Annotated in this window: 21 protein-coding genes; 10 read left to right on the top strand and 11 right to left on the bottom strand. The window is 61.0% G+C overall.

The annotated features are described in order from the left end of the window. Positions 1-105: 105 nt before the first annotated feature. From BFP95_RS22240 to BFP95_RS22220, 5 genes are all read right to left on the bottom strand, one after another. Entirely contained in the window at positions 106-1125 is a 1020-nt protein-coding gene (locus tag BFP95_RS22240; RefSeq protein WP_065872351.1) for a branched-chain amino acid aminotransferase, read from the bottom strand. Positions 1126-1349: 224 nt separating this feature from the next. Further along, positions 1350-2729, bottom strand: a complete 1380-nt coding sequence (gene lpdA, locus BFP95_RS22235) for a dihydrolipoyl dehydrogenase (protein ID WP_065910701.1) — start codon at positions 2727-2729, stop codon at positions 1350-1352. Between the two features lie 3 nt (positions 2730-2732). Beyond that, positions 2733-3992: a dihydrolipoamide acetyltransferase family protein gene (locus BFP95_RS22230; RefSeq protein WP_065910700.1), complete on the bottom strand. Its 1260-nt coding sequence runs from the start codon at positions 3990-3992 to the stop codon at positions 2733-2735. After that, complete coding sequence (locus tag BFP95_RS22225) at positions 3993-5051, bottom strand: alpha-ketoacid dehydrogenase subunit beta (RefSeq protein WP_065879992.1); 1059 nt, start codon at positions 5049-5051, stop codon at positions 3993-3995. A gap of 1 nt (position 5052) precedes the next feature. Next, the gene (locus BFP95_RS22220; RefSeq protein ID WP_065910699.1) at positions 5053-6288 is read right to left on the bottom strand and encodes a 3-methyl-2-oxobutanoate dehydrogenase (2-methylpropanoyl-transferring) subunit alpha; all 1236 of its coding nucleotides are present in this window, start codon (positions 6286-6288) and stop codon (positions 5053-5055) included. A 195-nt stretch (positions 6289-6483) separates the two neighbouring features. Between BFP95_RS22220 and bkdR the strand changes: the two genes are divergently transcribed. After that, entirely contained in the window at positions 6484-6972 is a 489-nt protein-coding gene (bkdR, locus tag BFP95_RS22215) for a Bkd operon transcriptional regulator BkdR (protein WP_065872347.1), read from the top strand. Positions 6973-7109: 137 nt separating this feature from the next. Here bkdR and BFP95_RS22210 read toward each other — a convergent pair whose 3' ends face one another. After that, positions 7110-7973 (bottom strand): MBL fold metallo-hydrolase, encoded by an 864-nt coding sequence (locus BFP95_RS22210; protein ID WP_065872346.1) that lies wholly within the window; start codon positions 7971-7973, stop codon positions 7110-7112. Between the two features lie 168 nt (positions 7974-8141). Between BFP95_RS22210 and BFP95_RS22205 the strand changes: the two genes are divergently transcribed. Both BFP95_RS22205 and BFP95_RS22200 read left to right on the top strand, forming a co-directional pair. Continuing rightward, positions 8142-9386 (top strand): NAD(P)/FAD-dependent oxidoreductase, encoded by a 1245-nt coding sequence (locus tag BFP95_RS22205; protein WP_065910698.1) that lies wholly within the window; start codon positions 8142-8144, stop codon positions 9384-9386. Next, on the top strand, positions 9387-10193 hold the full coding sequence (locus BFP95_RS22200; RefSeq protein ID WP_065910697.1) for a sulfite exporter TauE/SafE family protein: 807 nt from the start codon (positions 9387-9389) through the stop codon (positions 10191-10193). It abuts the gene before it with no gap. Positions 10194-10235: 42 nt separating this feature from the next. Here BFP95_RS22200 and BFP95_RS22195 read toward each other — a convergent pair whose 3' ends face one another. Then, positions 10236-10883: a YceH family protein gene (locus BFP95_RS22195; protein WP_065910696.1), complete on the bottom strand. Its 648-nt coding sequence runs from the start codon at positions 10881-10883 to the stop codon at positions 10236-10238. Positions 10884-10998: 115 nt separating this feature from the next. Here BFP95_RS22195 and BFP95_RS22190 point away from each other — a divergent pair, with 115 nt between their 5' ends. Next, positions 10999-11508, top strand: a complete 510-nt coding sequence (locus tag BFP95_RS22190) for a DUF1993 domain-containing protein (RefSeq protein ID WP_065872342.1) — start codon at positions 10999-11001, stop codon at positions 11506-11508. 63 nt (positions 11509-11571) lie between these two features. Here BFP95_RS22190 and sstT read toward each other — a convergent pair whose 3' ends face one another. Next, positions 11572-12792, bottom strand: coding sequence for a serine/threonine transporter SstT (gene sstT, locus BFP95_RS22185; protein WP_065872341.1), 1221 nt, complete (start codon positions 12790-12792; stop codon positions 11572-11574). A 239-nt stretch (positions 12793-13031) separates the two neighbouring features. On the opposite strand from sstT, the gene BFP95_RS22180 reads away from it, so the two are divergent. Beyond that, the gene (locus tag BFP95_RS22180; protein WP_065910695.1) at positions 13032-14186 is read left to right on the top strand and encodes an MFS transporter; all 1155 of its coding nucleotides are present in this window, start codon (positions 13032-13034) and stop codon (positions 14184-14186) included. A 9-nt stretch (positions 14187-14195) separates the two neighbouring features. Here the strand turns inward: BFP95_RS22180 and nhaR are convergent, their stop codons facing one another. Next, positions 14196-15098 carry a transcriptional activator NhaR gene (gene nhaR / locus BFP95_RS22175; RefSeq protein WP_065910742.1) on the bottom strand — a complete coding sequence of 301 codons (903 nt, stop codon included), beginning with the start codon at positions 15096-15098 and terminating at the stop codon, positions 14196-14198. Positions 15099-15232: 134 nt separating this feature from the next. Here nhaR and BFP95_RS22170 point away from each other — a divergent pair, with 134 nt between their 5' ends. The 4 genes from BFP95_RS22170 (at position 15233) to mnmH (ending at position 18507) form a co-directional block, all read left to right on the top strand. Then, on the top strand, positions 15233-15484 hold the full coding sequence (locus tag BFP95_RS22170) for a hypothetical protein (RefSeq protein ID WP_049709023.1): 252 nt from the start codon (positions 15233-15235) through the stop codon (positions 15482-15484). 41 nt (positions 15485-15525) lie between these two features. Then, positions 15526-16275 carry a TerC family protein gene (locus BFP95_RS22165; RefSeq protein WP_065872338.1) on the top strand — a complete coding sequence of 250 codons (750 nt, stop codon included), beginning with the start codon at positions 15526-15528 and terminating at the stop codon, positions 16273-16275. A 94-nt stretch (positions 16276-16369) separates the two neighbouring features. Next, positions 16370-17404: a selenide, water dikinase SelD gene (selD, locus tag BFP95_RS22160; RefSeq protein ID WP_065872337.1), complete on the top strand. Its 1035-nt coding sequence runs from the start codon at positions 16370-16372 to the stop codon at positions 17402-17404. Beyond that, positions 17404-18507: a tRNA 2-selenouridine(34) synthase MnmH gene (gene mnmH, locus BFP95_RS22155; RefSeq protein WP_065872336.1), complete on the top strand. Its 1104-nt coding sequence runs from the start codon at positions 17404-17406 to the stop codon at positions 18505-18507. Before selD ends, mnmH begins: the two co-directional genes overlap by 1 nt. Here mnmH and BFP95_RS22150 read toward each other — a convergent pair. Both BFP95_RS22150 and BFP95_RS22145 read right to left on the bottom strand, forming a co-directional pair. Next, positions 18497-19552, bottom strand: coding sequence for a permease (locus BFP95_RS22150; RefSeq protein ID WP_065910694.1), 1056 nt, complete (start codon positions 19550-19552; stop codon positions 18497-18499). The genes mnmH and BFP95_RS22150 overlap by 11 nt on opposite strands. A 44-nt stretch (positions 19553-19596) precedes the next feature. Then, positions 19597-20301: a histidine phosphatase family protein gene (locus BFP95_RS22145; protein WP_065872334.1), complete on the bottom strand. Its 705-nt coding sequence runs from the start codon at positions 20299-20301 to the stop codon at positions 19597-19599. A 254-nt stretch (positions 20302-20555) separates the two neighbouring features. On the opposite strand from BFP95_RS22145, the gene BFP95_RS22140 reads away from it, so the two are divergent. Then, positions 20556-21254, top strand: coding sequence for a glutathione S-transferase N-terminal domain-containing protein (locus tag BFP95_RS22140; RefSeq protein ID WP_065879986.1), 699 nt, complete (start codon positions 20556-20558; stop codon positions 21252-21254). Positions 21255-21257 lie beyond the last annotated feature (3 nt).

The raw sequence follows: 21257 nt of genomic DNA, 5'->3' as shown, positions 1-21257 counted from the left end.
ATAGCGGTGTGTCAGTCAATATTGACAGTGACTGATCTACTGCTATCGCAGGCAAGCCAGCTCCCACAGGGTTTTGTGGTGTAGCGTGTGTAGCGGGTGTTCTGGTTAGACCTTGACGATCCAGCCTGCTGGGGCTTCGACTTCGCCGGTCTGTACGCCGGTCAGCTCTTTGTAGAGCTTCTGGGTGATCGGGCCGACTTCGGTTTCGCTGTGAAACACGTGCAGCTTGCCGTTGTACTGGATGCCGCCGATTGGCGAGATGACCGCAGCAGTACCGCAGGCGCCGGCTTCCTTGAACTGGTCCAGCTTATCGATGAGCACTTCGCCCTCGACCACTTTCAGGCCCAGGCGGGTCTGTGCCAGTTCGATCAGCGACAGGCGGGTGATGCCTGGCAGCACCGAAGGCGACTTCGGCGTGATGAACTGGTTGTCGTGGGTGATCCCGAAGAAGTTGGCCGAGCCGACTTCTTCGATTTTCGAGTGAGTCATCGGGTCCAGGTAGATCGCATCGGCGAAACCGGCTTTTTTCGCTTCCGAACCTGGCATCAGGCTGGCGGCGTAGTTGCCACCGACCTTGGCGGCACCGGTGCCTTGTGGCGCGGCGCGGTCGAAGGTGGAGATCTGGAAGTTGTGTGGCACCAGGCCACCTTTGAAGTAGGCGCCGACCGGGATCGCGAATACCGAGAAGATGAACTCCGGTGCGGTACGTACGCCGATGTTTTCACCGGTGCCGATCACGAATGGGCGCAGGTACAGCGCGCCGCCACTGCCGTACGGCGGGATGAACCGCTCGTTGGCCTTGACCACTTGTTTGCAGGCGTCGATGAACACGTCGGTCGGCACATGCGGCATCAGCAGACGGGCGCAGCTGCGCTGCATCCGGGCGGCGTTCTGGTCCGGGCGGAACAGGTTGATCGAGCCGTCCTTGCAGCGGTAGGCCTTGAGGCCTTCGAAGCATTGCTGACCGTAGTGCAGGGCGGTGGAGCCTTCGCTGATGTGCAGCACGTTGTCGTCGGTCAGGGTGCCTTCTTGCCATTCGCCGTTTTTCCAGACCTGGAGAAACCGCTTGTCGGTCTTGATGTAGTCAAAACCCAGCTTGTCCCAATTGATGCTTTCGTTACCCATGACACCCTCTATCTCTGGTCAACCGCCTGGTCAGAAGCAGGCTTGTCGGTTTTTTACTGGATGGGCGCAACAATACTTCATTCTTGGCCGGTGTGGGAGCAGGTGGGTGGGCCATTCAGCCTGTGTATTGGCTGATCCGCCGCTATCGCAGGCAAGCCAGCTCCCACATTTGGATTGCATTCTCCTGTGGGAGCTGGCTTGCCTGCAATGGCCTCGCTGCGGTTTTACAGGTGTAGCGCGTGGCCCAGGGCCCTTAAGGCGGCTTCCTGCACGGCCTCGCCGAGGGTCGGGTGGGCGTGGATGGTGCCGGCAACGTCTTCCAGGCGTGCGCCCATCTCCAGGCTCAGGCCGAACGCGGTGGACAGTTCCGAGACGCCAACGCCAACCGCTTGCCAGCCGACGATCAGATGATTGTCACGGCGTGCAACGACGCGCACGAAGCCGGTTTTCGACTCCAGGGTCATGGCCCGGCCATTGGCGGCGAACGGGAAGCTCGACACGATGCAGTCCAGGCCGGCAGCCGTGGCCTCGTCTGGGGTCTTGCCGACCACCACCAGCTCCGGGTCGGTAAAGCACACCGCCGGGATCGCGGCCGGGTTGAATTCGCGGGATTGACCGCTGATCAGTTCGGCCACCATTTCGCCCTGAGCCATGGCGCGGTGCGCAAGCATCGGTTCGCCGCTCAGGTCGCCGATGGCCCATACGTTGCGCATGCTGGTCTGGCAGTGGTTGTCGATCTTGATCGCCGCACCGTTCATGTCCAGGTTCAGCGCTTCGAGGTTCCAGCCTTGGGTATTGGGTTTGCGGCCTACGGCGACCAGCACCTGGTCCGTTTCCAGCGACAACGTGTCGCCATTCGGATCGCGCACTTGCAGGCAGTTGTCCGCAAAACCGGTGACGCTGTGCTTGAGGTACAGTTTTACCCCCAGTTGCTTGAGGGATTCATTCACAGGTTGGGTCAGTTCGGCGTCATAGGCTGGCAGGATGCGGTCCTGGGCCTCGACCACACTGACCTCGGCGCCGAGCTTGCGGTAGGCAATGCCCAGCTCCAGCCCGATATAACCCCCACCTACCACGATCAGCCGCTTGGGCACGCATGTTGGCGCCAGGGCTTCGGTGGAGGAGATGATCGGCCCGCCAATCGGCAGCATCGGCAAGTTGACGCTTTTCGAACCGGTGGCCAGCAATAGATGTTCGCACTGAATGCGTTGGTCGCCGACGTCGACGGTCTTGCCGTCCACCACCTTGGCCCAGCCGTGGATCACTTGCACCTTGTGTTTCTTCAATAGCGCAGCGACGCCCGTGGTCAGGCGGTCGACGATGCCGTCTTTCCATTCCACGCTTTTGCGGATGTCCAGGGTCGGCACATCCACTTCAATGCCCAGTTTCGAGCTCTGGCTGTGGTGGATGGTTTGCTGGAATTGCTCGGCCACGTGGATCAAGGCCTTGGACGGAATGCAGCCGATATTCAGGCAGGTGCCGCCGAGCGCCTGGCCTTCCACCAGGATGGTCTGGATGCCCAGTTGGCCGGCGCGAATCGCTGCCACATAACCGCCAGGGCCGCCGCCGATAATCAGCAGCGTGGTATTCAAGGTCTGAGACATGCCTTACTCCAGAAACAGGCTGGCGGGTTGTTCGAGCAGGCCACGAATGGCCTGGATGAATTGCGCCGCGTCCATGCCATCGACCACGCGGTGATCGAAGGAGCTGGAGAGGTTCATCATCTTGCGCACCACGATCTGGCCCTTGATCACCATTGGCCGTTCGACGATGCGATTGACGCCAACGATGGCCACTTCTGGCAGGTTCAAGACCGGCGTGCTGACGATGCCGCCGAGTGCACCCAGGCTGGTCAACGTGATGGTGGAACCTGACAGCTCATCGCGGCTGGCCTTGCCATTGCGCGCGGCGGTGGCCAGGCGTGCGATTTCCTCGGCATTGCCCCACAGGCTGCGGGCTTCGGCGTGACGTACCACCGGCACCATCAAGCCGACGTCGCTCTGGGTGGCGACGCCCACATGCACCGCGCCGAGACGGGTGATGACCTGGGCTTCGTCGTCGTAGCGCGCATTGATCTGTGGGAAGTCACGCAGGGCCACAACCATGGCGCGCACGATGAATGGCAGCAACGTCAGCTTGCCGCGCGTGGCGCCGTGTTTTTCGTTGAGGTGCACACGCAGCTCGTCGAGGGCGGTGACGTCGATCTCTTCCACATAGCTGAAATGCGCGGCGCGCCGGGTGGCGTCCTGCATGCGCTGGGCGATCTTGCGGCGCATGCCGATCACCGGGATCTGTTCCTCGGTGTTGCGTTCGGCGTAGGGGTTGGCTGCGTTTTTATTTTGCGTCGGACCCTGGAGCAAGTAAGCGTCCACATCTTCGTGCAGAATCCGGCCCGCCGGGCCCGAGCCCTGGACCAGGCGCAGCTGAATCCCGGCGTCCAATGCGTGTTTGCGCACAGCCGGGGAGGCCAGCGGGCGGTCGTCGGCTTCACGGGCAACAGGCGCCGGGGCCGCGATCACCGGTACAGGTTTGCTCTCAACCGCCACCGGCGCAGGCTTGGCCTCCACCACAGGGGCGGCCTTCGGCGCTTCCTTCGCGGCGGGCGCTTCCTTGGCGTTGCCGGCACCTTCCACTTCAATACTGATCAAGATACTGCCTACGGCCATGACTTCGCCTGGCTCGCCGCCGAGGGAAATCACCTTGCCATGCACCGGCGAGGGGATATCCACCATCGCCTTGTCGGTCATGACATCCGCCAGCACCTGGTCTTCGACGACCATGTCGCCGACCTTCACGTGCCAAACCGACAATTCAACTTCTGCGATGCCTTCGCCAATGTCCGGCATCTTGATAACGTGCGTGCCCATTCAGACCTCCATGACCCGTTTCAACGCCGCGCCCACTCGGGACGGGCCTGGGAAATACGCCCACTCCTGCGCGTGCGGGTAGGGGGTGTCCCAACCGGTCACGCGTTCGATCGGCGCTTCCAGGTAGTGGAAGCAATGCTCCTGAACCAGCGCTACCAGCTCGGCGCCAAAGCCGCAGGTACGGGTGGCTTCGTGCACCACCACACAACGACCGGTCTTTTTCACCGACTTGACGATGGTTTCCAGGTCCAGTGGCCATAGGCTGCGCAGGTCGATGACTTCGGCGTCGATGCCGGTTTCTTCGGCGGCGACTTGCGACACATACACGGTGGTGCCGTAGGTCAGCACGGTGACGGCCGAGCCGGGACGCACGATGGCGGCCACGTCCAGCGGCACGGTGTAATAACCGTCCGGGACTTGCGCTTGCGGGTGTTTCGACCACGGGGTTACCGGGCGGTCGTGATGGCCATCGAACGGGCCGTTGTACAGGCGTTTTGGCTCAAGGAAGATCACCGGGTCATCGTTTTCGATGGAGGCGATCAGCAAACCCTTGGCGTCATACGGGTTGGACGGCATGACCGTGCGCAACCCACAGACTTGGGTGAACACCGCTTCGATACTTTGGCTGTGGGTCTGACCACCGTAGATACCGCCGCCACACGGCATGCGCATGGTCAACGGTGCGGTGAACTGGCCGGCCGAGCGATAACGCAGACGTGCGGCTTCGGAGATGATCTGGTCGGTGGCGGGGTAGACATAGTCGGCGAACTGGATCTCGGCGACCGGGCGCAGGCCGTAGGCACCCATGCCCACCGCCACGCCGATAATGCCGCTTTCGGAGATCGGCGCGTCAAACACGCGCGAGCTGCCGTATTTGGTCTGCAAGCCTTCGGTGCAACGGAATACGCCGCCGAAATAGCCCACGTCCTGACCGAAAACCACCACGTTGTTATCACGCTCAAGCATCACGTCCATGGCCGAGCGCAGCGCCTGGATCATGGTCATGGTAGTGGTGGTCATGGCGGTTTCCACTTCAATACTGTTGTTGTGATCGTTCATGTCAGATCCCCAACTCTTGACGCTGGCGCTTCAAGTGCTCCGGCATCTCTTTATAAACGTCTTCGAACATGGTCGCGGCGCTTGGAATCTGGCCGCCGGCGAGGGTGCCGTACTGTTCGGCTTCTTTCTGCGCCTTGACCACTTCGGCCTCAAGTTCGGCACTGATTACCGCGTGTTCCTCTTCGGACCACTGGCCAATGCGGATCAAGTGCTGCTTGAGGCGGGCAATCGGGTCGCCCAGGGGGAAGTGGCTCCAGTCATCGGCTGGACGGTATTTCGACGGATCATCAGAGGTGGAGTGCGGCCCCGCGCGGTAGGTGACCCACTCGATCAGCGTCGGCCCGAGGTTGCGGCGCGCACGCTCGGCGGCCCAGGCGGAAGCGGCGTACACCGCGATGAAGTCGTTACCGTCCACGCGCAGGGAGGCGATACCGCAACCCACGCCGCGTCCGGCGAACGTTGTGGCTTCACCGCCGGCAATGGCCTGGAAGGTGGAGATGGCCCACTGGTTATTCACCACGTTGAGAATCACCGGCGCGCGGTACACGTGGGCGAAGGTGAGGGCCGTGTGGAAGTCGGACTCGGCGGTGGCACCGTCGCCGATCCAGGCGGAGGCGATCTTGGTATCGCCCTTGATCGCCGAGGCCATGCCCCAGCCCACGCCTTGGACGAATTGGGTGGCGAGGTTGCCGGAAATGGTGAAGAAACCGGCGTCTTTTACCGAATACATGATCGGCAACTGGCGACCCTTGAGCGGGTCACGCTCGTTGGACAGCAGTTGGCAGATCAGGTCCACCAGTGGCACGTCGCGGGCCATCAGGATGCTTTGCTGGCGGTAGGTGGGGAAGCACATGTCGTCGATGTTCAAGGCCAGGGCCTGGGCGCTGCCGATGGCTTCTTCGCCAAGGCTTTGCATGTAGAACGACATTTTTTTCTGACGCTGGGCGACCACCATGCGGTTGTCGAAGATCCGCGTCTTGAGCATGGCGCGCATGCCTTTGCGCAAGATCTCGACGGGGACACCTTCGGCCCACGGGCCCAGGGCCTGGCCCTGGTCGTCGAGCACGCGGATCAGGCCTTTGGCGAGTTCGGCGGTGTCGGCAGGTTCTACGTCGATGGCGGGTTTGCGCACCAGGCCCGCGTCGGTCAGGCGCAGGTAGGTAAAGTCGGTCTTGCAGCCTGGGCGGCCCGAGGGTTCAGGGACGTGCAGGCGCAGTGGTTCATACTGCTGGGTCATGGCTTTCTACGCTCTATCTTGTGAATTTCTTGTAGTGGGCGCGCTAGCTGACAGTCAGTCTCCGGATAGGAGAAATCTTGTCCTACAACAATCATAGGCGGGGCGTAGAAGAATATTTATCTGTGTTTCATTGCGCTCGGGATCATTTGCGGATAAAAAAACTGCATAACCATAATAAACAGGTGATTTTGTCTCATGCGCAAACTGGACCGTACTGATATCGGCATTCTCAACGCCTTGCAGGAGAACGCCCGCATCACCAACGCCGACCTGGCCCGCTCGGTCAACCTGTCGCCCACGCCGTGTTTCAACCGGGTGAAGGCGATGGAGGAATTGGGCTTGATTCGCGAGCAGGTGACCTTGCTGGACGCCGACCTGCTGGGGCTGCACGTCAACGTGTTCATCCACGTCAGCCTGGAAAAACAGAATGAGCTGGCGTTGCAACAGTTCGAAGGCGCAATCGCCGACCGCCCTGAAGTGATGGAGTGCTACCTGATGGCCGGCGACCCGGACTACCTGATTCGCGTGCTGGTACCGACGATCCAGTCACTGGAACGCTTCATGATGGACTTCCTGACCAAAGTGCCAGGCGTCGCCAACATCCGCTCCAGCTTTGCCCTCAAGCAAGTGCGTTACAAAACCGCACTGCCGCTACCCGCCAACGGCATCAACCTGGGTTCCTGAACACCACCGATCTCACTGACCAAACACAGTCCAAAATGTGGGAGCTGGCTTGCCTGCGAAAGCGGTGTGTCAGTAGCAAGTGAGCCAACTGGCCCACCGCTATCGCAGGCAAACCAGCTCCCACAGGGTTAAACATTTCAAAGTTGATTGAGTGGGATCTTCAGGTAAGTCACCCCATTGCTCTCTGCCGGCGGCATATTCCCCGCTCGCACGTTCACCTGGATCGCCGGCAACAGCAACGTCGGCATCCCCAGCCCCGCATCGCGCGTTGTACGCATCTCTACAAATGCCGCCTCATCCACCCCGTCATGCACATGAATGTTACCCGCGCGCTGCTCAGCCACGGTCGTCAGGCATTTCGCCTCACGCCCCTCAGGCGGGTAGTCGTGGCATACGTACAATTCGGTCTCCAAAGGAAAGGCCAGCAACGTGCGCATCGACGCATACAGCTGCCGCGCATCCCCACCGGGAAAATCACACCGCGCCGTACCCACATCCGGCATGAACAACGTGTCACCCACCAGAATCATTCGATCGTCGATCAAATAGGCCATGTCCGCCGGCGTATGCCCAGGCACGTGCAGGGCCTGTGCCTTGATGTTGCCGATATAAAAGATTTCATCCGGCGCAAACAAGTGATCGAACTGCGAGCCGTCGGCACGAAACTCCGGTTCGAGGTTGAACAGGTTCTTGAACACGCCCTGCACTTTGCTGATGGACTGACCGATGGCGATCTTGCCGCCCAGCGTGCGGCGCAAGTACGGCGCGGCGGACAGGTGATCGGCATGGGCATGGGTTTCCAGCAGCCATTGCACCTGCAAGCGATGTTCACGCACATAGGCGATTACTTTGTCGGCCTGGCGTGTGTCGGTGCGCCCGGAGGCCGGGTCGTAATTGAGCACCGAGTCGACGATGGCACAGGGGCCATCATCCGCTTCATGTAGGACATAGGTGTAGGTCGACGATGCCTCATCCAGAAAGGCTTGAATCAACGCGGGCATGGCGGCGGTCCTTGGTAGCGGATTGCGGCTTACATTCGAGATGTTTTCCACATAGGCTTGCGAGCTTAAGGGAAAAAAACGGTCCGAGGCAAAGGATCGACCTGTAACGGGACGTGACGCCATACGGCAACGCCCCTTGTGTGCATTGACGATAAAAGGCGATAGACCATGACCGAACAACACTGGGGCCCAACCATCAGTGGCGATATCGTTGTCATCGGCGGCGGCTCGGCGGGCATCGGCCTGGTGGCCAGCTTGCTCAAGCGCGACTCCCAGCTGAATATCACGCTGATCGAACCGAGCGAATACCATTGCTACCAGCCTGCCTGGACGTTGGTCGGCGGCGGCGCATACGACGTCAAAAAGACCCGCCGGCCCCTGGCCGACGTACTGCCCAATGGCGTCACCTGGGTTCAAGCCGCCGTCACCGAACTGCTGCCGGACGAGCAAACCCTGGTCCTCGACAGCGGCCAGCGCGTCAGCTGGAACAACCTGATCGTCTGCCCCGGCCTGCGCCTGGCCTGGGAAAAAGTCGAAGGGCTGCAGGACACCCTCGGCCAGCATGGCGTGACGTCCAACTACAGCTACGAGCACGCGGCCTACACCTGGCAGCTGGTGCAGCAACTCAAGGGCGGCAAGGCGATCTTCACCCAGCCGGCCATGCCGATCAAATGCGCGGGTGCACCGCAAAAGGCCATGTACCTGTCCTGCGATCACTGGCTAAAACAGGGCACTCTGAACAACATCGACGTGGAATTCAACTTGGCCGGTGCAGCACTGTTTGGCGTGGCGACCTTTGTGCCGCCGTTGATGAAGTACGTGGAAAAATACAACGCCCGCCTGGCGTTCAACGCCAACCTGGTGAAAGTCGACGGCCCGGCCCGCAAGGCCTGGTTCGAAGTGAAAGACGCCGAAGGCAGTGTCAGCGTTGAAGAAAAATCCTTCGACTTGCTGCACGTGGTCCCACCGCAAGTGTCCCCGGATTTCATCCGCCAAAGCCCACTGGCTGACGCTGCCGGCTGGTGCGAAGTGAACCCCCATAGCCTGCAACACTTGCGCTACCCGCACATCTTCGGCCTGGGTGATGTATGTGGCACCACCAACGCCAAGACCGCCGCCGCCGTGCGCAAGCAGATCGTGGTGGTCGCCGAGAATCTGCTGGCCCTGCGCAAGCAGGCGCCTCTGCCGCTCAAATACGACGGCTACGGCTCGTGCCCGTTGACGGTGGAGAAGGGCAAGGTGGTGCTGGCCGAGTTCGGCTACGGCGGCAAGTTGCTGCCGACCTTTCCCCTGGACCCGACCCAGGCCCGACGTTCGATGTGGTTCCTCAAGGCCACCTTGCTGCCCTGGTTCTACTGGAACGGCATGCTCAAGGGCCGCGAGTGGCTGACCCATTTGAGCAAGGTGGACTGAATGCTGCTGGCCAGTGTGTTGGGATTATTGATGGGCCTGGTCATGGGCCTGACGGGCGCGGGTGGCGGCATCCTTGGCGTGCCGGCGCTGGTGCTGGGCTTGGGCATGAGCATGACCCAGGCTGCGCCGGTGTCGCTGCTTGCCGTCGGCGCGGCGGCAGCGGTGGGGGCGATCGACGGTTTGCGCCATGGCTTGGTGCGCTACCGCGCCGCGTTGCTGATTGCCTTGCTCGGCGCGCTGTTTTCGCCAGTGGGGGTGTTTCTCGCCCACCAGTTGCCGGAAGCGGTGTTGATGGGCCTGTTCAGCACGTTGATGGTGCTGGTGGCCTGGCGCATGTTGCAGCGCGAAAAGCGCGAGGCCGGGCCGAGTGACCATGGCACTGCGTCCTGGGGCCAGAAGAACTGCATGCTCAACCAGCAGACCGGGCGCTTCGCCTGGACCGCCAAATGCAGCGCGACCCTGGCCGCCCTCGGCGCTGTCACAGGGGCTGTATCGGGCTTGCTCGGCGTGGGCGGCGGCTTCCTCATCGTGCCGGCGTTCAAGCAACTGACCGATGTGCAGATGCGCGGGATTGTCGCCACCTCCCTGATGGTGATCAGCCTGCTCTCACTGGTCGGTGTGGCTGGCGCGTTTCATGCTGGAGTGCGTATCGAGCCGGTGGGCTGGGTATTTATCGGCGCAAGCATCGTCGGCATGTTGGCGGGTCGACGCCTGTGTTCGGTCATCCCTGCGCGCACCTTGCAGGTCGGGTTTGCCAGCCTGTGCGTACTGGTGGCCGCCGGGATGCTATTTAACGCCTTGCGCTGAACCTGTGATGAGGGAGCAGGCTCCCTCACACCGAGGATGCCGTCAGGCCTTTTCCAACTGAGCCAGCCGTTCTTCAAGCGCCGCGATCCGCGCTTCAAGTTCTTCAAGGCGGTCTACCGAAACCCCAGCCCCGCGCTCCACCGGACTGCCACGCGCCGCGAGTATCAATTCGATATCAGCCGGATCACCCAGCGCATGGGTGTAGCGATCTTCGCGCTGGCCCGCCTGACGCGGCACCAACACCGCCAGCCCTCGCGCAATCAGGCGCTCAAGCTGATGCACCACCTGTTCGGCATCTTCAAAATCATGCATGCGCCCGCTGCGGGTGAGCAGTTCATTGACGGTCTGCGGCCCGCGCAAAAACAGCAGCCCGGTCAGGATCACCTGGGCCGGCACCAGTTCCAGCGCCTTGTCCACGCGATGCTCCCAGCGGTCGGCGCGGCTGCCCATCACCAGGCGGGTAAAACCTTGGCCTTCCAGCGCGCGCAGGCTTTGGCCGACCTGGCCCTGGCTCAGGTTCATCACCGGCTCGCGGCTGGTCTTCTGGTTACAGGCCAGGACCAAGGCATTGAGGGTCAGGGGATAGGTTTCCGGGTTGGTCGCCTGTTTTTCGATCAGGCAGCCCAAGACGCGGATTTCCGTGCTGTTCAGGCGCGGCTCAGGGGGGTCGGTGTCGTGCTCGGCGGTCATCGCGCTTTCCCTATGCAGTGAACTGCCTAGCCTAATCCTGAAAAAATAAAAGACAAGCGACGGGCATGGCTATAATCGCCGCTGGTTCCAATCCTGCCATTACCGCGAGACAGCCATGACTATTTCCCTGTACGCCGCTTCCATCCCAGTCTTCAAGCAAATGCTCACCGCCCTGAGCGGCGTGTTGACCAAAGCCGAAGCCCACGCCACCGCCAAGAACATCGAGCCCAACGCCTTGCTGCAAGCGCGCCTGTTCCCGGACATGTTCCAACTGGTACGCCAGGTGCAGATCGCCGTCGACTTCGCCAAGGGCGTTTCCGCGCGCCTGGCCGAGATTGAAGTGCCGAAATATGAAGATAACGAAGTCACCTTCGCCGACCTGCAAGCGCTGATCGCCAAGGTCCTGGCGTTTATCGACACCCTCAAGCCTGAGCAAATCGACGGCAAGGAAGGCATCGAGATCATCACTCGCCCAGGCACGCCTAAAGAGAAGCGCTTCAGCGGCCAGTCCTACCTGCTGACCTATGGCCTGCCGCAGTTCTTCTTCCACGTCACCACGGCTTACGCCTTGCTGCGTCACAACGGTGTGGAAGTGGGCAAGCGCGACTACATGGGCGCGTTCTAAACACCCATAAAAAAACCGGGGCGGTTCATTCAAGAATCGCCCCGGTTTTTTTATACGCGGCGTTTAAGCCGGTTGTTCTTCTTTGCCCAGGCATGCAGCTGCGGTGAACAGCACATCAGTGGACGAATTGAGGGCTGTTTCCGCCGAATCCTGCAGCACGCCGATGATGAAGCCTACGGCCACTACCTGCATGGCGATTTCACTGGGAATGCCAAACAGGCTGCACGCCAGCGGGATCAACAGCAACGAACCGCCCGCGACGCCGGATGCGCCGCAGGCGCAGATGGCTGCAACCACGCTGAGCAGCACGGCGGTGGGCAGGTCGACGGCGATGCCCAAGGTGTGCACGGCGGCCAGGGTCAGCACGGTGATGGTGATCGCGGCACCGGCCATGTTGATGGTGGCACCGAGCGGGATCGACACCGAGTAGGTGTCTTCATGCAGGCCCAGGCGCTTGCTCAACGCCAGGTTGACCGGGATATTCGCTGCCGAGCTGCGGGTGAAGAACGCGGTGATGCCGCTTTCGCGCAGGCACAGCAGCACCAGCGGGTAAGGGTTGCGGCGCAGTTTCCAGAAGACGATGGCCGGGTTGATCACCAGCGCCACAAACAGCATGCAGCCGATCAGCACCACCAGCAGGTGGGCATAGCCGAGCAGGGCGCCGAAACCGGAAGTGGCCAGGGTCGAGGCCACCAGGCCAAAAATGCCCAGCGGCGCAAAGCGGATCACCACGCGTACGATCAGCGTGACGCCGTTGGACAAGTCATCCAGTACCGTGCGGGTGGTTTCGCCCGCATGGCGAATGGCAATGCCCATGCCGATGGCCCAGGCCAGGATGCCGATGAAGTTGGCATTCATCAGTGCGCTGATCGGGTTGTCCACCACACTCAGCAACAAACTTTGCAACACCTCGCCGATACCACCAGGGGCACTGACCGTCGCATCGTGGGTAGCGAGCACCAGCGGCGAGGGGAACAGTGTGCTGGCGATCACGGCGACCACGGCGGCGGCAAACGTGCCCAGCAGGTACAGGAACAGAATCGGTTTGATATGGGTTTCCTGGCCATGCTTATGGTTGGCGATCGACGCCATCACCAGTACAAACACCAGGATCGGTGCCACAGCCTTGAGCGCCGCGACGAACACCTTGCCGATAAACCCGGTGGTTTTCGCCGCCTCGGGCAGCAGCAAGGCCAGCAGAATGCCCGCGATCAGGCCAATGACGATTTGCGTGACCAGGCTGACGCGCGCGAGTCGTTGCAGGAGGGAAGGGGCAGCAGTCATAAGCAGTTGTCTCTAGTTTTTTTAGTAGGGCGCAGCATTGCAAGCAGGAAGGGTATGGGAAGCAGGTGCGGAGTCTAACATGCTGTAGGAAATGTCCCTGCCGGTGCGGCATTCCGTCACCCGCGTTCTCAGGTTTTCGCCTGGCCGGACAGACTCTGTTAAGATTCTCGCCTCTCACGTTTCCTATCCTTCAGCGAGCCCTTCGGGTTGTCGTTGATGTCGTTGTTTCTGGAGTTTTCATGTTGTTTCCTATCCTGCTGCTGTCGGCTGCCGGCTTCACTGTGCTGACCACAGAATTCGTCATTGTCGGCCTGTTGCCGTCCATTGCCCGCGACCTGAATGTCAGCGTTTCCCAGGCCGGGCTGCTGGTGACGTTGTTTGCGTTCACCGTGGCGGCGTTCGGCCCGTTTCTGACGGCCTATTGCGCGCGTTTCCCACGCAAGCGGCTGTTTATCAGCATTTTGATCATGTTTGGCGTGGCGAATACCGTGGCGGCACTGGCACCGAACATCTGGGTGATGGCGGTGGCGCGTTTGATTCCGGCGCTGGGTTTGCCGGTGTTCTGGGCCCTGGCCAGTGAAACGGCGGTGGACATCGTCGGCCCCGAGTTCGCTGGGCGCGCCATCGAGAAGATTGGTTTCGGTATCGTCTGCGCCACGGTGTTCGGCATTCCGGTGGGCACGCTGATTTCCGACATGTTCGGCTGGCGCAGCGCGTTTGCCATTCTCGCGGTGGTGGCGGTGGCCAAGGCCTTGTTGTTGTTTATCTACCTGCCAGTGACGGCGCCGAAGAACGATGAAGTGACGTTGCGCTCGCAATTCAAGATATTGCGCAACCCGCTGATGCAGGGCCATATCCTGCTGTCGATCCTGGTATTCAGCGGCATGTTCACCGCTTACACCTACCTGGCAGACATCCTTGAGCGCCTGGCCGGGTTCGATGGCACGTTGGTGGGCTGGTGCTTGATGGGCTTTGGCGCGGTCGGTCTGATTGGCAATTCATTGGGTGGGCGCGCGGTGGATCGCCATCCGTTGATCGCGTCCATGGTGTTCTGCGGCTTCATGATCGCCGGCATGGTGGCACTGGTGCCGGCGATTCACTCCACTGTCGGCCTGGCGGCAGCGATGGCGGTGTGGGGCGTGACCCAGGCGGCGATGTTCCTGGTCAGCCATGTACGGCTGATGAAAGCCGCGCCCCATGCGCCTGCGTTTGCTGCATCGCTGAATATTGCCGGGGCCAATCTGGGGATCGGGCTGGGGGCGCTGGTCGGCGGCCATGTGATCGACACACTCGGCCTGGGCAGCCTGGGTTTTGCGGCGTCCGGGTTTATCCTGGTGTCGATCCTGCTGGCATTGTGGCTGATGACGGCGAAATCGGTGTCGACCTGTGCCTGATTCATGTGGTCAGGGCAGGGTGGTAAACAACTCGCGTCTGGCCCCCTCGGTAATCGCCACGATACCGGGGTGCTTGACCTTGCGTTCCACCGAGATCGCGTAGAAGGATTCGGTCACCGCGACGGTCTGGCCAATCAGTGCAACGCCATACTGGCGCACCACCTCATCGGCGATCACGCTGGGAGCGATAAAGATCCCGCTGCCGGACTGGCCAAACGCCTGCATCAAGGCGCTGTCATCGAACTCACCGATGATCCGTGGTTGAATCTGTTGCTCGGCAAACCAGCGCTGCAAACGGCTGCGGACGACGGTTTCCGCCCCCGGAATCAATAGCGGTGCGCCGTGCAGGCACTGTGGAAAATCGCCGCCATATCTGTCAGCCAAGGCTTGGGTGGCGAAAAAACTGATGCCACATTCTCCCAGCTTCTGGCTGTAGCCTTTGATATCCAGGTGCGTCGGCATGGGGCTGTCGGAAATCACCAGGTCCAGGCGCTGGATCGCCAGGTCAGCCAGCAGGCGTTCGAGTTTGTCCTCGCGGCAGGTGATGCGGATCGGCTCGCTCAGCTCCATGGTCGGCGCGATCAGCCGGTAGACGATGGATTTGGGCACCACGTCCGCCACCCCGACGCGAAACTGGATCTGTTGTTCGTCGGGTTGTGCGCGCAGCATGGCTTCCAATTCATTACCGGTCTGGAACATCTGCTCGGCATACGGCAAAGCCTGGCGCCCGGCTTCAGTCAGCTCCAACTGGCGACCGACGCGCTGAAACAGCGCGACACCAAAGGTCTGCTCAAGCAGGCTGATCTGCCCGCTGATGGTCTGGGGCGTGAGGTTAAGCTGCTCACAGGCGCGCACGATGCTGCCAGTCTTGGCCACCACCCAGAAGTAGTGCAGTTGTCGGTAATTGAGCATGGCGGCCATCACTTCGTAAAAACCGAAGTATACTCGAGAAAAATACGAATTTTCCTGAACTGTTCTCCTGCATAGAATGCCTCGCTATCGCGGGGCCACTATTTGGACCCAATGGTTCTAACGAGGAATACATCATGAAACTCAATTCTCTGGGCGCGGCATCGTTGCTTGCGCTTTCATTGGTAGTGATCAGTGGGTGTGATCAGGTCGAAAAAAGCGCACAGCAAGTGTTGGGCAAGGCTACCGAGTCGGCCAAGCAAGCGATCGATGACACCCACAAAGCCGCCGAACAGGCATTGAGTGAAGCGACAAACGGCCTGATCACCCCGCAGAAGAAGGATGATCAGCAAGAGAAAGAATCAGAATCGAACAGTAAAGAAGCCTAACTTCCCGCACTTAATTTCCCGCACAACGTCAGGACTGACCTATGGATTACCTGTTACAGCTGGCTGCCAGCCCCACCGCCTGGGTTGCCCTGGCCACCTTGATCGTCATGGAAATCGTGCTCGGCATCGATAACCTGATCTTTATCTCGATCCTCACCAACAAGCTGCCGGAGAAGCATCGGGCCAAGGCACGGCGCATTGGTATCAGCATGGCGTTGATATTGCGCCTGGGCTTGTTGAGCACCATCGCGTTTATCGTGCAACTGACCACGCCGGTATTCGAAGTACTCGGCCAGGGTTTCTCGTGGAAGGACATGATCCTGATCGCCGGTGGCCTGTTCCTGGTGTGGAAGGCGACCACCGAGATCCACCACAGCATGGACCCCGAGCCAGAAGAGAAGGCCAGCGTCGGCAATACGGTAGCCATCGGTTTCGCCGCGGCCATCGGGCAGATCCTGTTGCTTGACCTGGTGTTCTCCATCGACAGCATCATCACCGCCGTGGGCATGACCGAGCACTTGCCGATCATGATCATTGCCGTGGTGACCTCGGTGATCGTGATGCTGGTGGCGGCCGAGCCGTTGGCCAAGTTCATCAATGACAACCCGACCGTGGTGATGTTGGCCCTGGGCTTCCTGATCATGATCGGTATGACGTTGATCGCCGAAGGCTTCGGTGCCCATGTGCCTAAAGGCTACGTGTACGCGGCCATGGCGTTCTCGGCGGCAATCGAGTGCTTGAACATCGCCCGACGCAACCGCCACAAGCGCCTGCTCGCCGCGCGGCAATAACGGCTGACACGTAAAGGCCGGCTGTGCTCACAAGAGCCCAGCCGGCTTTTTGCTGTCTGTTAGAATCCGCGCACTTGATAGCGTGAGGTCCACCATGAACGAGCCGATTCGCCTTACCCAGTACAGCCACGGCGCAGGGTGTGGCTGCAAGATTTCGCCGCAGGTCCTGGAAGTGATCCTCGCCGGCAGCGGCGCACAGAACCTCGACCCCAACCTGTGGGTGGGCAACGCCTCCCGGGACGACGCAGCGGTGTACGCCATCGACGACGAGCGCGGCGTGGTCTCCACCACTGATTTTTTCATGCCGATTGTCGATGATCCTTTCGACTTCGGCCGCATCGCCGCCACCAATGCGATCAGCGACATCTATGCCATGGGCGGCGACCCATTGATGGCCATCGCGATCCTCGGCTGGCCGGTCAATGTCCTGGCGCCGGAAGTTGCCCGGGAAGTGATCCGGGGTGGCCGTTCCGTGTGCGACGAAGCCGGCATTCCCCTGGCCGGCGGCCACTCCATCGATGCCCCGGAACCGATCTTCGGGCTGGCCGTGACCGGCATCGTGCAAAAGCGCCATATGAAGCGCAATGACACCGCCACCGCGGGTTGCCGGTTGTACCTGACCAAGCCCCTGGGCATCGGCATCCTCACCACCGCCGAAAAAAAGGGCAAGCTGCGCGAGGCGGACATCGGCCTGGCCCGCGACTGGATGTGCACCCTCAATAAGCCGGGTAGCCGTTTCGGTAAATTGGCGGGTGTCACCGCCATGACCGATGTCACCGGTTTCGGTCTTTTAGGTCATTTGGTGGAAATGGCTGACGGCAGTGGCGTGACTGCCCGTATCGAATACAACAAAGTCCCACGCCTGCCGGGGATCGAGGACTACCTCGACCAGGGCTGCATGCCCGGTGGCACCTTGCGCAACTTTGACAGCTATTCAAGCAAGCTCGGGCGCCTGCAGGAATTGCACAAGCGAGTGCTGTGCGACCCACAGACCAGTGGGGGGCTGTTGATCGCTGTGACCCCGCAAGGCGATGCCGAATTTCACACGGTAGCTGCCGAACTGGGCTTGAACCTTGAGCCGATCGGCGAATTGGTTGAGCGACAGACCCACGCGGTAGAGGTGTTCTGATGGCAATGGATATCACCGACTACCGCGACATCTTTCTGAGTGACCGGCCGATGATGGACACCCGCGCGCCGGTCGAATTCGCCAAGGGGGCATTCCCTGGCGTGATCAACCTGCCGTTGATGACCGACGACGAGCGCCAGCAGGTCGGCACCTGCTACAAGCAGCAGGGTCAGCAGGCGGCAATTGTGCTGGGCCACGCATTGGTGTCCGGGGCGATCAAGGCCGAACGCATCGAACAATGGGCACGGTTCGCCCAGGCCAATCCCGATGGGTACCTGTACTGCTTTCGTGGCGGGCTGCGCTCGCAGATCGTGCAGCAATGGCTGAAAACCGAAGCCGGTATCGAGTATCCGCGCGTCGGCGGCGGCTACAAGGCCATGCGTAGCTTTCTTTTGGAGACGGTCGAACAGGCCACCGCGCAGTGTGATTTCGTGCTGCTGGGCGGCATGACCGGCACCGGCAAGACCGAAGTCCTGGGCCAGTTGCGCAACGCCCTGGACCTGGAAGGCCACGCCAACCACCGCGGCTCAAGCTTCGGCAAACGGGCCACGGCGCAACCGTCCAACATCGATTTCGAAAACCGCCTGGCCGTGGACGTGTTGAAAAAACGTGCGGCAGGTATCGAGCAGTTTGTGGTCGAGGACGAGAGCCGCATGATCGGCAGTTGTGCGTTGCCCTTGCCGTTGCACAAGGGCATGCAGACATTCCCGATGGTGTGGCTGCAAGACAGCGTCGAAGGACGGGTCGAACGGATCCTGCGCGATTACGTGGTCGACCTGTGCGCCGAATTCATCGCAGTGTTTGGCGAGCGGGGCCAGGCGTTGTTTGCCGAACGCCTGACCCAGAGCCTCGCCAATATCCACAAGCGCCTGGGGGGCGAGCGGTTCCAACGGTTGCAGGTACTTTTGCAGCACGCCCTGGCGGAACAGGCGCGCAGTGGTTCGGTGGACCTGCATCGCGGTTGGATCGAAGGCTTATTGCGCGAATATTACGACCCGATGTACGCCTTCCAGCGGGAAAGCAAAGGCGCACGCATCGAGTTCGCCGGGGATCAGGACGCCGTCGTGGCGTATTTGCGCGAGCGCGCCCTGATCACAAGATAAGCGCCCCGATCAGCCCACACACCACGCCCACCAGCATGGTCAGCCCGGCCACCGTCACCAGCACCCGCGCGTCGAAATCCTTGCGCAGCATCAGCAGTGACGGCAGGCTCACGCTCGGCAGGGTCATCAGCAGCGCCACGGCCGGGCCGGTGCCCATGCCCAGGGCCATCATTGTTTGTACGATGGGGATCTCTGCTGCTGTAGGAATTACGAACAGCGTGCCGACAATCGCCAGGGGCACCAGCCATACCAGGCTGTTGGCCATGGCGCCGTCCACATGGGGGAACAACCACACCCGCGCTGCGCCGAGCACCAGCACCGCCAGGATATACACCGGGATTGTGCTCCAGAACAATTGCCACAGCGTGCGCAACCATCGGCTGAAGAAGGGTTGCGATTCAACCACGCTGGCCTCGGCCACGGCGCCCAGTGCCACGTCCGGCACCTGCTCCGGGCGCGCAATGCGTTGCGCTACCAGCGACACGCCCACCACCAGCACGATACCCGCCACCAGCCGCAACGCGGTAAAGCCCCAACCCAACACAAAGCCCATGAACACCAGGGTCGCTGGGTTCAGCACCGGGTTGGCGATCCAGAAGGCCAGCGCCGCACCTACCGACACCTGCTGGCGTCGCATGCCCGCGGCCACCGGGGCCGCGCAGCAACTGCACATCATCCCCGGCAAGGCGAACAGCCCGCCGCGCAAGGTCGAACCCAGCCCGGCGCGACCGAACAGACGCAGCAGCCAATCGCGGGGGATCAGCACTTGCAGCAATGAGCCGAGGATCACCGCCAGCACGGCGGCTTTCCAGATTGCCAGGAAGTAAACCTGGGCATAGGCCAGCGCGGCCGCCAGTGGCGAGCTTTGTTGATCGTTGAGAATCGAGGCGCCGATGCTGTGGTTATCCGCCGCGACAAACGCCTTGAGGTAGTAGGGCGACCATTTAACGTAGTAGAGGCCGACGCAGGCCACCAGCAGGAACAGCGCAGGCTTGTACCAGAAGGACCAACCCCGGGCGGGCTGGGTAGGGGAAAGATGAGGCATGGTGATGATCCGCAGGTGAGTCAGTAGCGGCGCATCATACGCTGTCAGCTGTTATCGGCACTCACCTGCGTCGACGGCGGGCAGGATTCTTCACCGTGGTTCAAGCCCTGCTTGTAGTTGCGACTGAGCAGCGAGGCCTTGCCGTTGTGCCAGGTCAGCGTCAGTACATACAAGGTGTCGTAGTCACTGCCGGACCAGTCGTCGGTGATGGTGTGTTTTTCGCCGGAAGCTTCACTCGCCACCTTGTTGATCAACTCCGGCAGGTAGCCGTGGGACCAGGCCGTGTAGATCGTGGCGTTGTGATACTTGTCTTCTACCAACTCATCGGCCAGGTCACTGGTGTCATTCGCCGAGAAGTTGATATTGACCGGCAGGCCGAGCTTGATTGCACTGGGGCTGATGGTCATCAGCGGGCGGATGTAGCTGTAGGAGTTGTCCTGCTCGCCTTCCTCGACGTTGCGCGTCGGGTTGGCGGCAAACACAAAGTCGGCATTGCCGAATTTTTCCGGCAACAGGGTGGCCAGGTTCATTGCCCGGTTCAGGCCCTGGCAATTGAGTTGGCCCAGGCCGCCGGCGGGTTTTTCGGCGTGGCGCAGGAACACCAGGGTTTGCACGCCATCCACCGGTTGGGCGCGGCTTTCGCGGGCATCGAGGGCCGCGACCAGAGCGCCGCTGACCAGCAGCATCGGTAATACGGTGAAGGAGTAGCGTTTGAGTTGTTGCATAAGGCGCAGAGGCTTGATCGTCATTATAGTTCGAGTCTTCGTGCGTCACGTTAAGGCGGACAAGCCTGGCCCCAATGACGCCGTGGGCGCCTTGTGGGGGATTCCTTGTCGATATAGCCAGGTGCCTCCATTCACCGTAAGCGCGCACTTAAGAGTGCACGCGGGCGTATTGGTTCGCCCATGCGGGATAATAGCCAGCAGATGTTGCGCATTGATGACCCATGCAGGACACCGGGTAGGTGTCTATCATGGGGGCTTTCTGCAAGGGGAAGAACCCGATGAACCCGCTCGCCGCCTTTCCGATCAACCGCAAATGGCCCGCTCAGCATCCAGAGCGCTTGCAACTGTACTCGCTGCCTACGCCCAACGGGGTAAAAGTCTCGATCATGCTCGAGGAATTGGGGCTGCCCTACGAGGCGCACAAGGTCAGTTTCGAGACCCAGGACCAGTTGTCCCCCGAGTTCCTGTCCCTGAATCCCAACAACAAGATCCCCGCGATCATCGACCCCAACGGCCCGGCCGGTCAGCCTCTGGCGCTGTTTGAGTCGGGTGCGATCCTGATCTACCTGGCGGAAAAAACCAGCCAGTTGCTCTCCGAAGATCCGGCGACACGTTATGAAACTATTCAATGGCTGATGTTCCAGGTGGGCGGTATCGGCCCAATGTTTGGCCAACTGGGTTTCTTCAATAAATTCGCCGGCAAGGCTTACGAAGACAAACGCCCTCGTGACCGTTACGCCGCCGAGTCCAGACGCCTGCTGGATGTGCTGGAAAAACGCCTGCTGGGCCGTACCTGGATCATGGGCGACGAGTACAGCATCGCCGACATCGCCACGTTCCCCTGGGTGCGCAACCTCATCGGGTTTTATGAGTCCGGCGACCTTGTTGGCATCGCCGACTTCCCCAATGTACTGCGCGCGCTGGATGGCTTTGTGGCCCGGCCGGCGGTGATCCGTGGTCTCAACATACCGAGCTGAAGC

The sequence above is a fragment of the Pseudomonas sp. 58 R 12 genome (assembly GCF_900005865.1).
GTDB lineage: Bacteria > Pseudomonadota > Gammaproteobacteria > Pseudomonadales > Pseudomonadaceae > Aquipseudomonas > Aquipseudomonas tritici.
The sequence above is the reverse complement of the archived record's forward strand: the minus strand, read 5'-3'. Positions and strand labels throughout refer to the sequence as shown.

Bases quoted from the DNA above. Each gene is read 5' to 3' on its own strand.
- nhaR (WP_065910742.1), bottom strand. From the start codon at position 15,098: ATGCTCAATTACCGACAACTGCACTACTTCTGGGTGGTGGCCAAGACT.
- mnmH (WP_065872336.1), top strand. From the start codon at position 17,404: ATGGCAATGGATATCACCGACTACCGCGACATCTTTCTGAGTGACCGG.
- BFP95_RS22205 (WP_065910698.1), top strand. From the start codon at position 8,142: ATGACCGAACAACACTGGGGCCCAACCATCAGTGGCGATATCGTTGTC.
- selD (WP_065872337.1), top strand. From the start codon at position 16,370: ATGAACGAGCCGATTCGCCTTACCCAGTACAGCCACGGCGCAGGGTGT.
- BFP95_RS22165 (WP_065872338.1), top strand. From the start codon at position 15,526: ATGGATTACCTGTTACAGCTGGCTGCCAGCCCCACCGCCTGGGTTGCC.
- bkdR (WP_065872347.1), top strand. From the start codon at position 6,484: ATGCGCAAACTGGACCGTACTGATATCGGCATTCTCAACGCCTTGCAG.
- BFP95_RS22240 (WP_065872351.1), bottom strand. From the start codon at position 1,125: ATGGGTAACGAAAGCATCAATTGGGACAAGCTGGGTTTTGACTACATC.
- BFP95_RS22150 (WP_065910694.1), bottom strand. From the start codon at position 19,552: ATGCCTCATCTTTCCCCTACCCAGCCCGCCCGGGGTTGGTCCTTCTGG.
- BFP95_RS22225 (WP_065879992.1), bottom strand. From the start codon at position 5,051: ATGAACGATCACAACAACAGTATTGAAGTGGAAACCGCCATGACCACC.
- BFP95_RS22195 (WP_065910696.1), bottom strand. From the start codon at position 10,883: ATGACCGCCGAGCACGACACCGACCCCCCTGAGCCGCGCCTGAACAGC.
- BFP95_RS22220 (WP_065910699.1), bottom strand. From the start codon at position 6,288: ATGACCCAGCAGTATGAACCACTGCGCCTGCACGTCCCTGAACCCTCG.
- BFP95_RS22170 (WP_049709023.1), top strand. From the start codon at position 15,233: ATGAAACTCAATTCTCTGGGCGCGGCATCGTTGCTTGCGCTTTCATTG.
- BFP95_RS22145 (WP_065872334.1), bottom strand. From the start codon at position 20,301: ATGACGATCAAGCCTCTGCGCCTTATGCAACAACTCAAACGCTACTCC.
- BFP95_RS22200 (WP_065910697.1), top strand. From the start codon at position 9,387: ATGCTGCTGGCCAGTGTGTTGGGATTATTGATGGGCCTGGTCATGGGC.
- BFP95_RS22230 (WP_065910700.1), bottom strand. From the start codon at position 3,992: ATGGGCACGCACGTTATCAAGATGCCGGACATTGGCGAAGGCATCGCA.
- BFP95_RS22180 (WP_065910695.1), top strand. From the start codon at position 13,032: ATGTTGTTTCCTATCCTGCTGCTGTCGGCTGCCGGCTTCACTGTGCTG.
- BFP95_RS22210 (WP_065872346.1), bottom strand. From the start codon at position 7,973: ATGCCCGCGTTGATTCAAGCCTTTCTGGATGAGGCATCGTCGACCTAC.
- sstT (WP_065872341.1), bottom strand. From the start codon at position 12,792: ATGACTGCTGCCCCTTCCCTCCTGCAACGACTCGCGCGCGTCAGCCTG.
- BFP95_RS22140 (WP_065879986.1), top strand. From the start codon at position 20,556: ATGAACCCGCTCGCCGCCTTTCCGATCAACCGCAAATGGCCCGCTCAG.
- BFP95_RS22190 (WP_065872342.1), top strand. From the start codon at position 10,999: ATGACTATTTCCCTGTACGCCGCTTCCATCCCAGTCTTCAAGCAAATG.
- lpdA (WP_065910701.1), bottom strand. From the start codon at position 2,729: ATGTCTCAGACCTTGAATACCACGCTGCTGATTATCGGCGGCGGCCCT.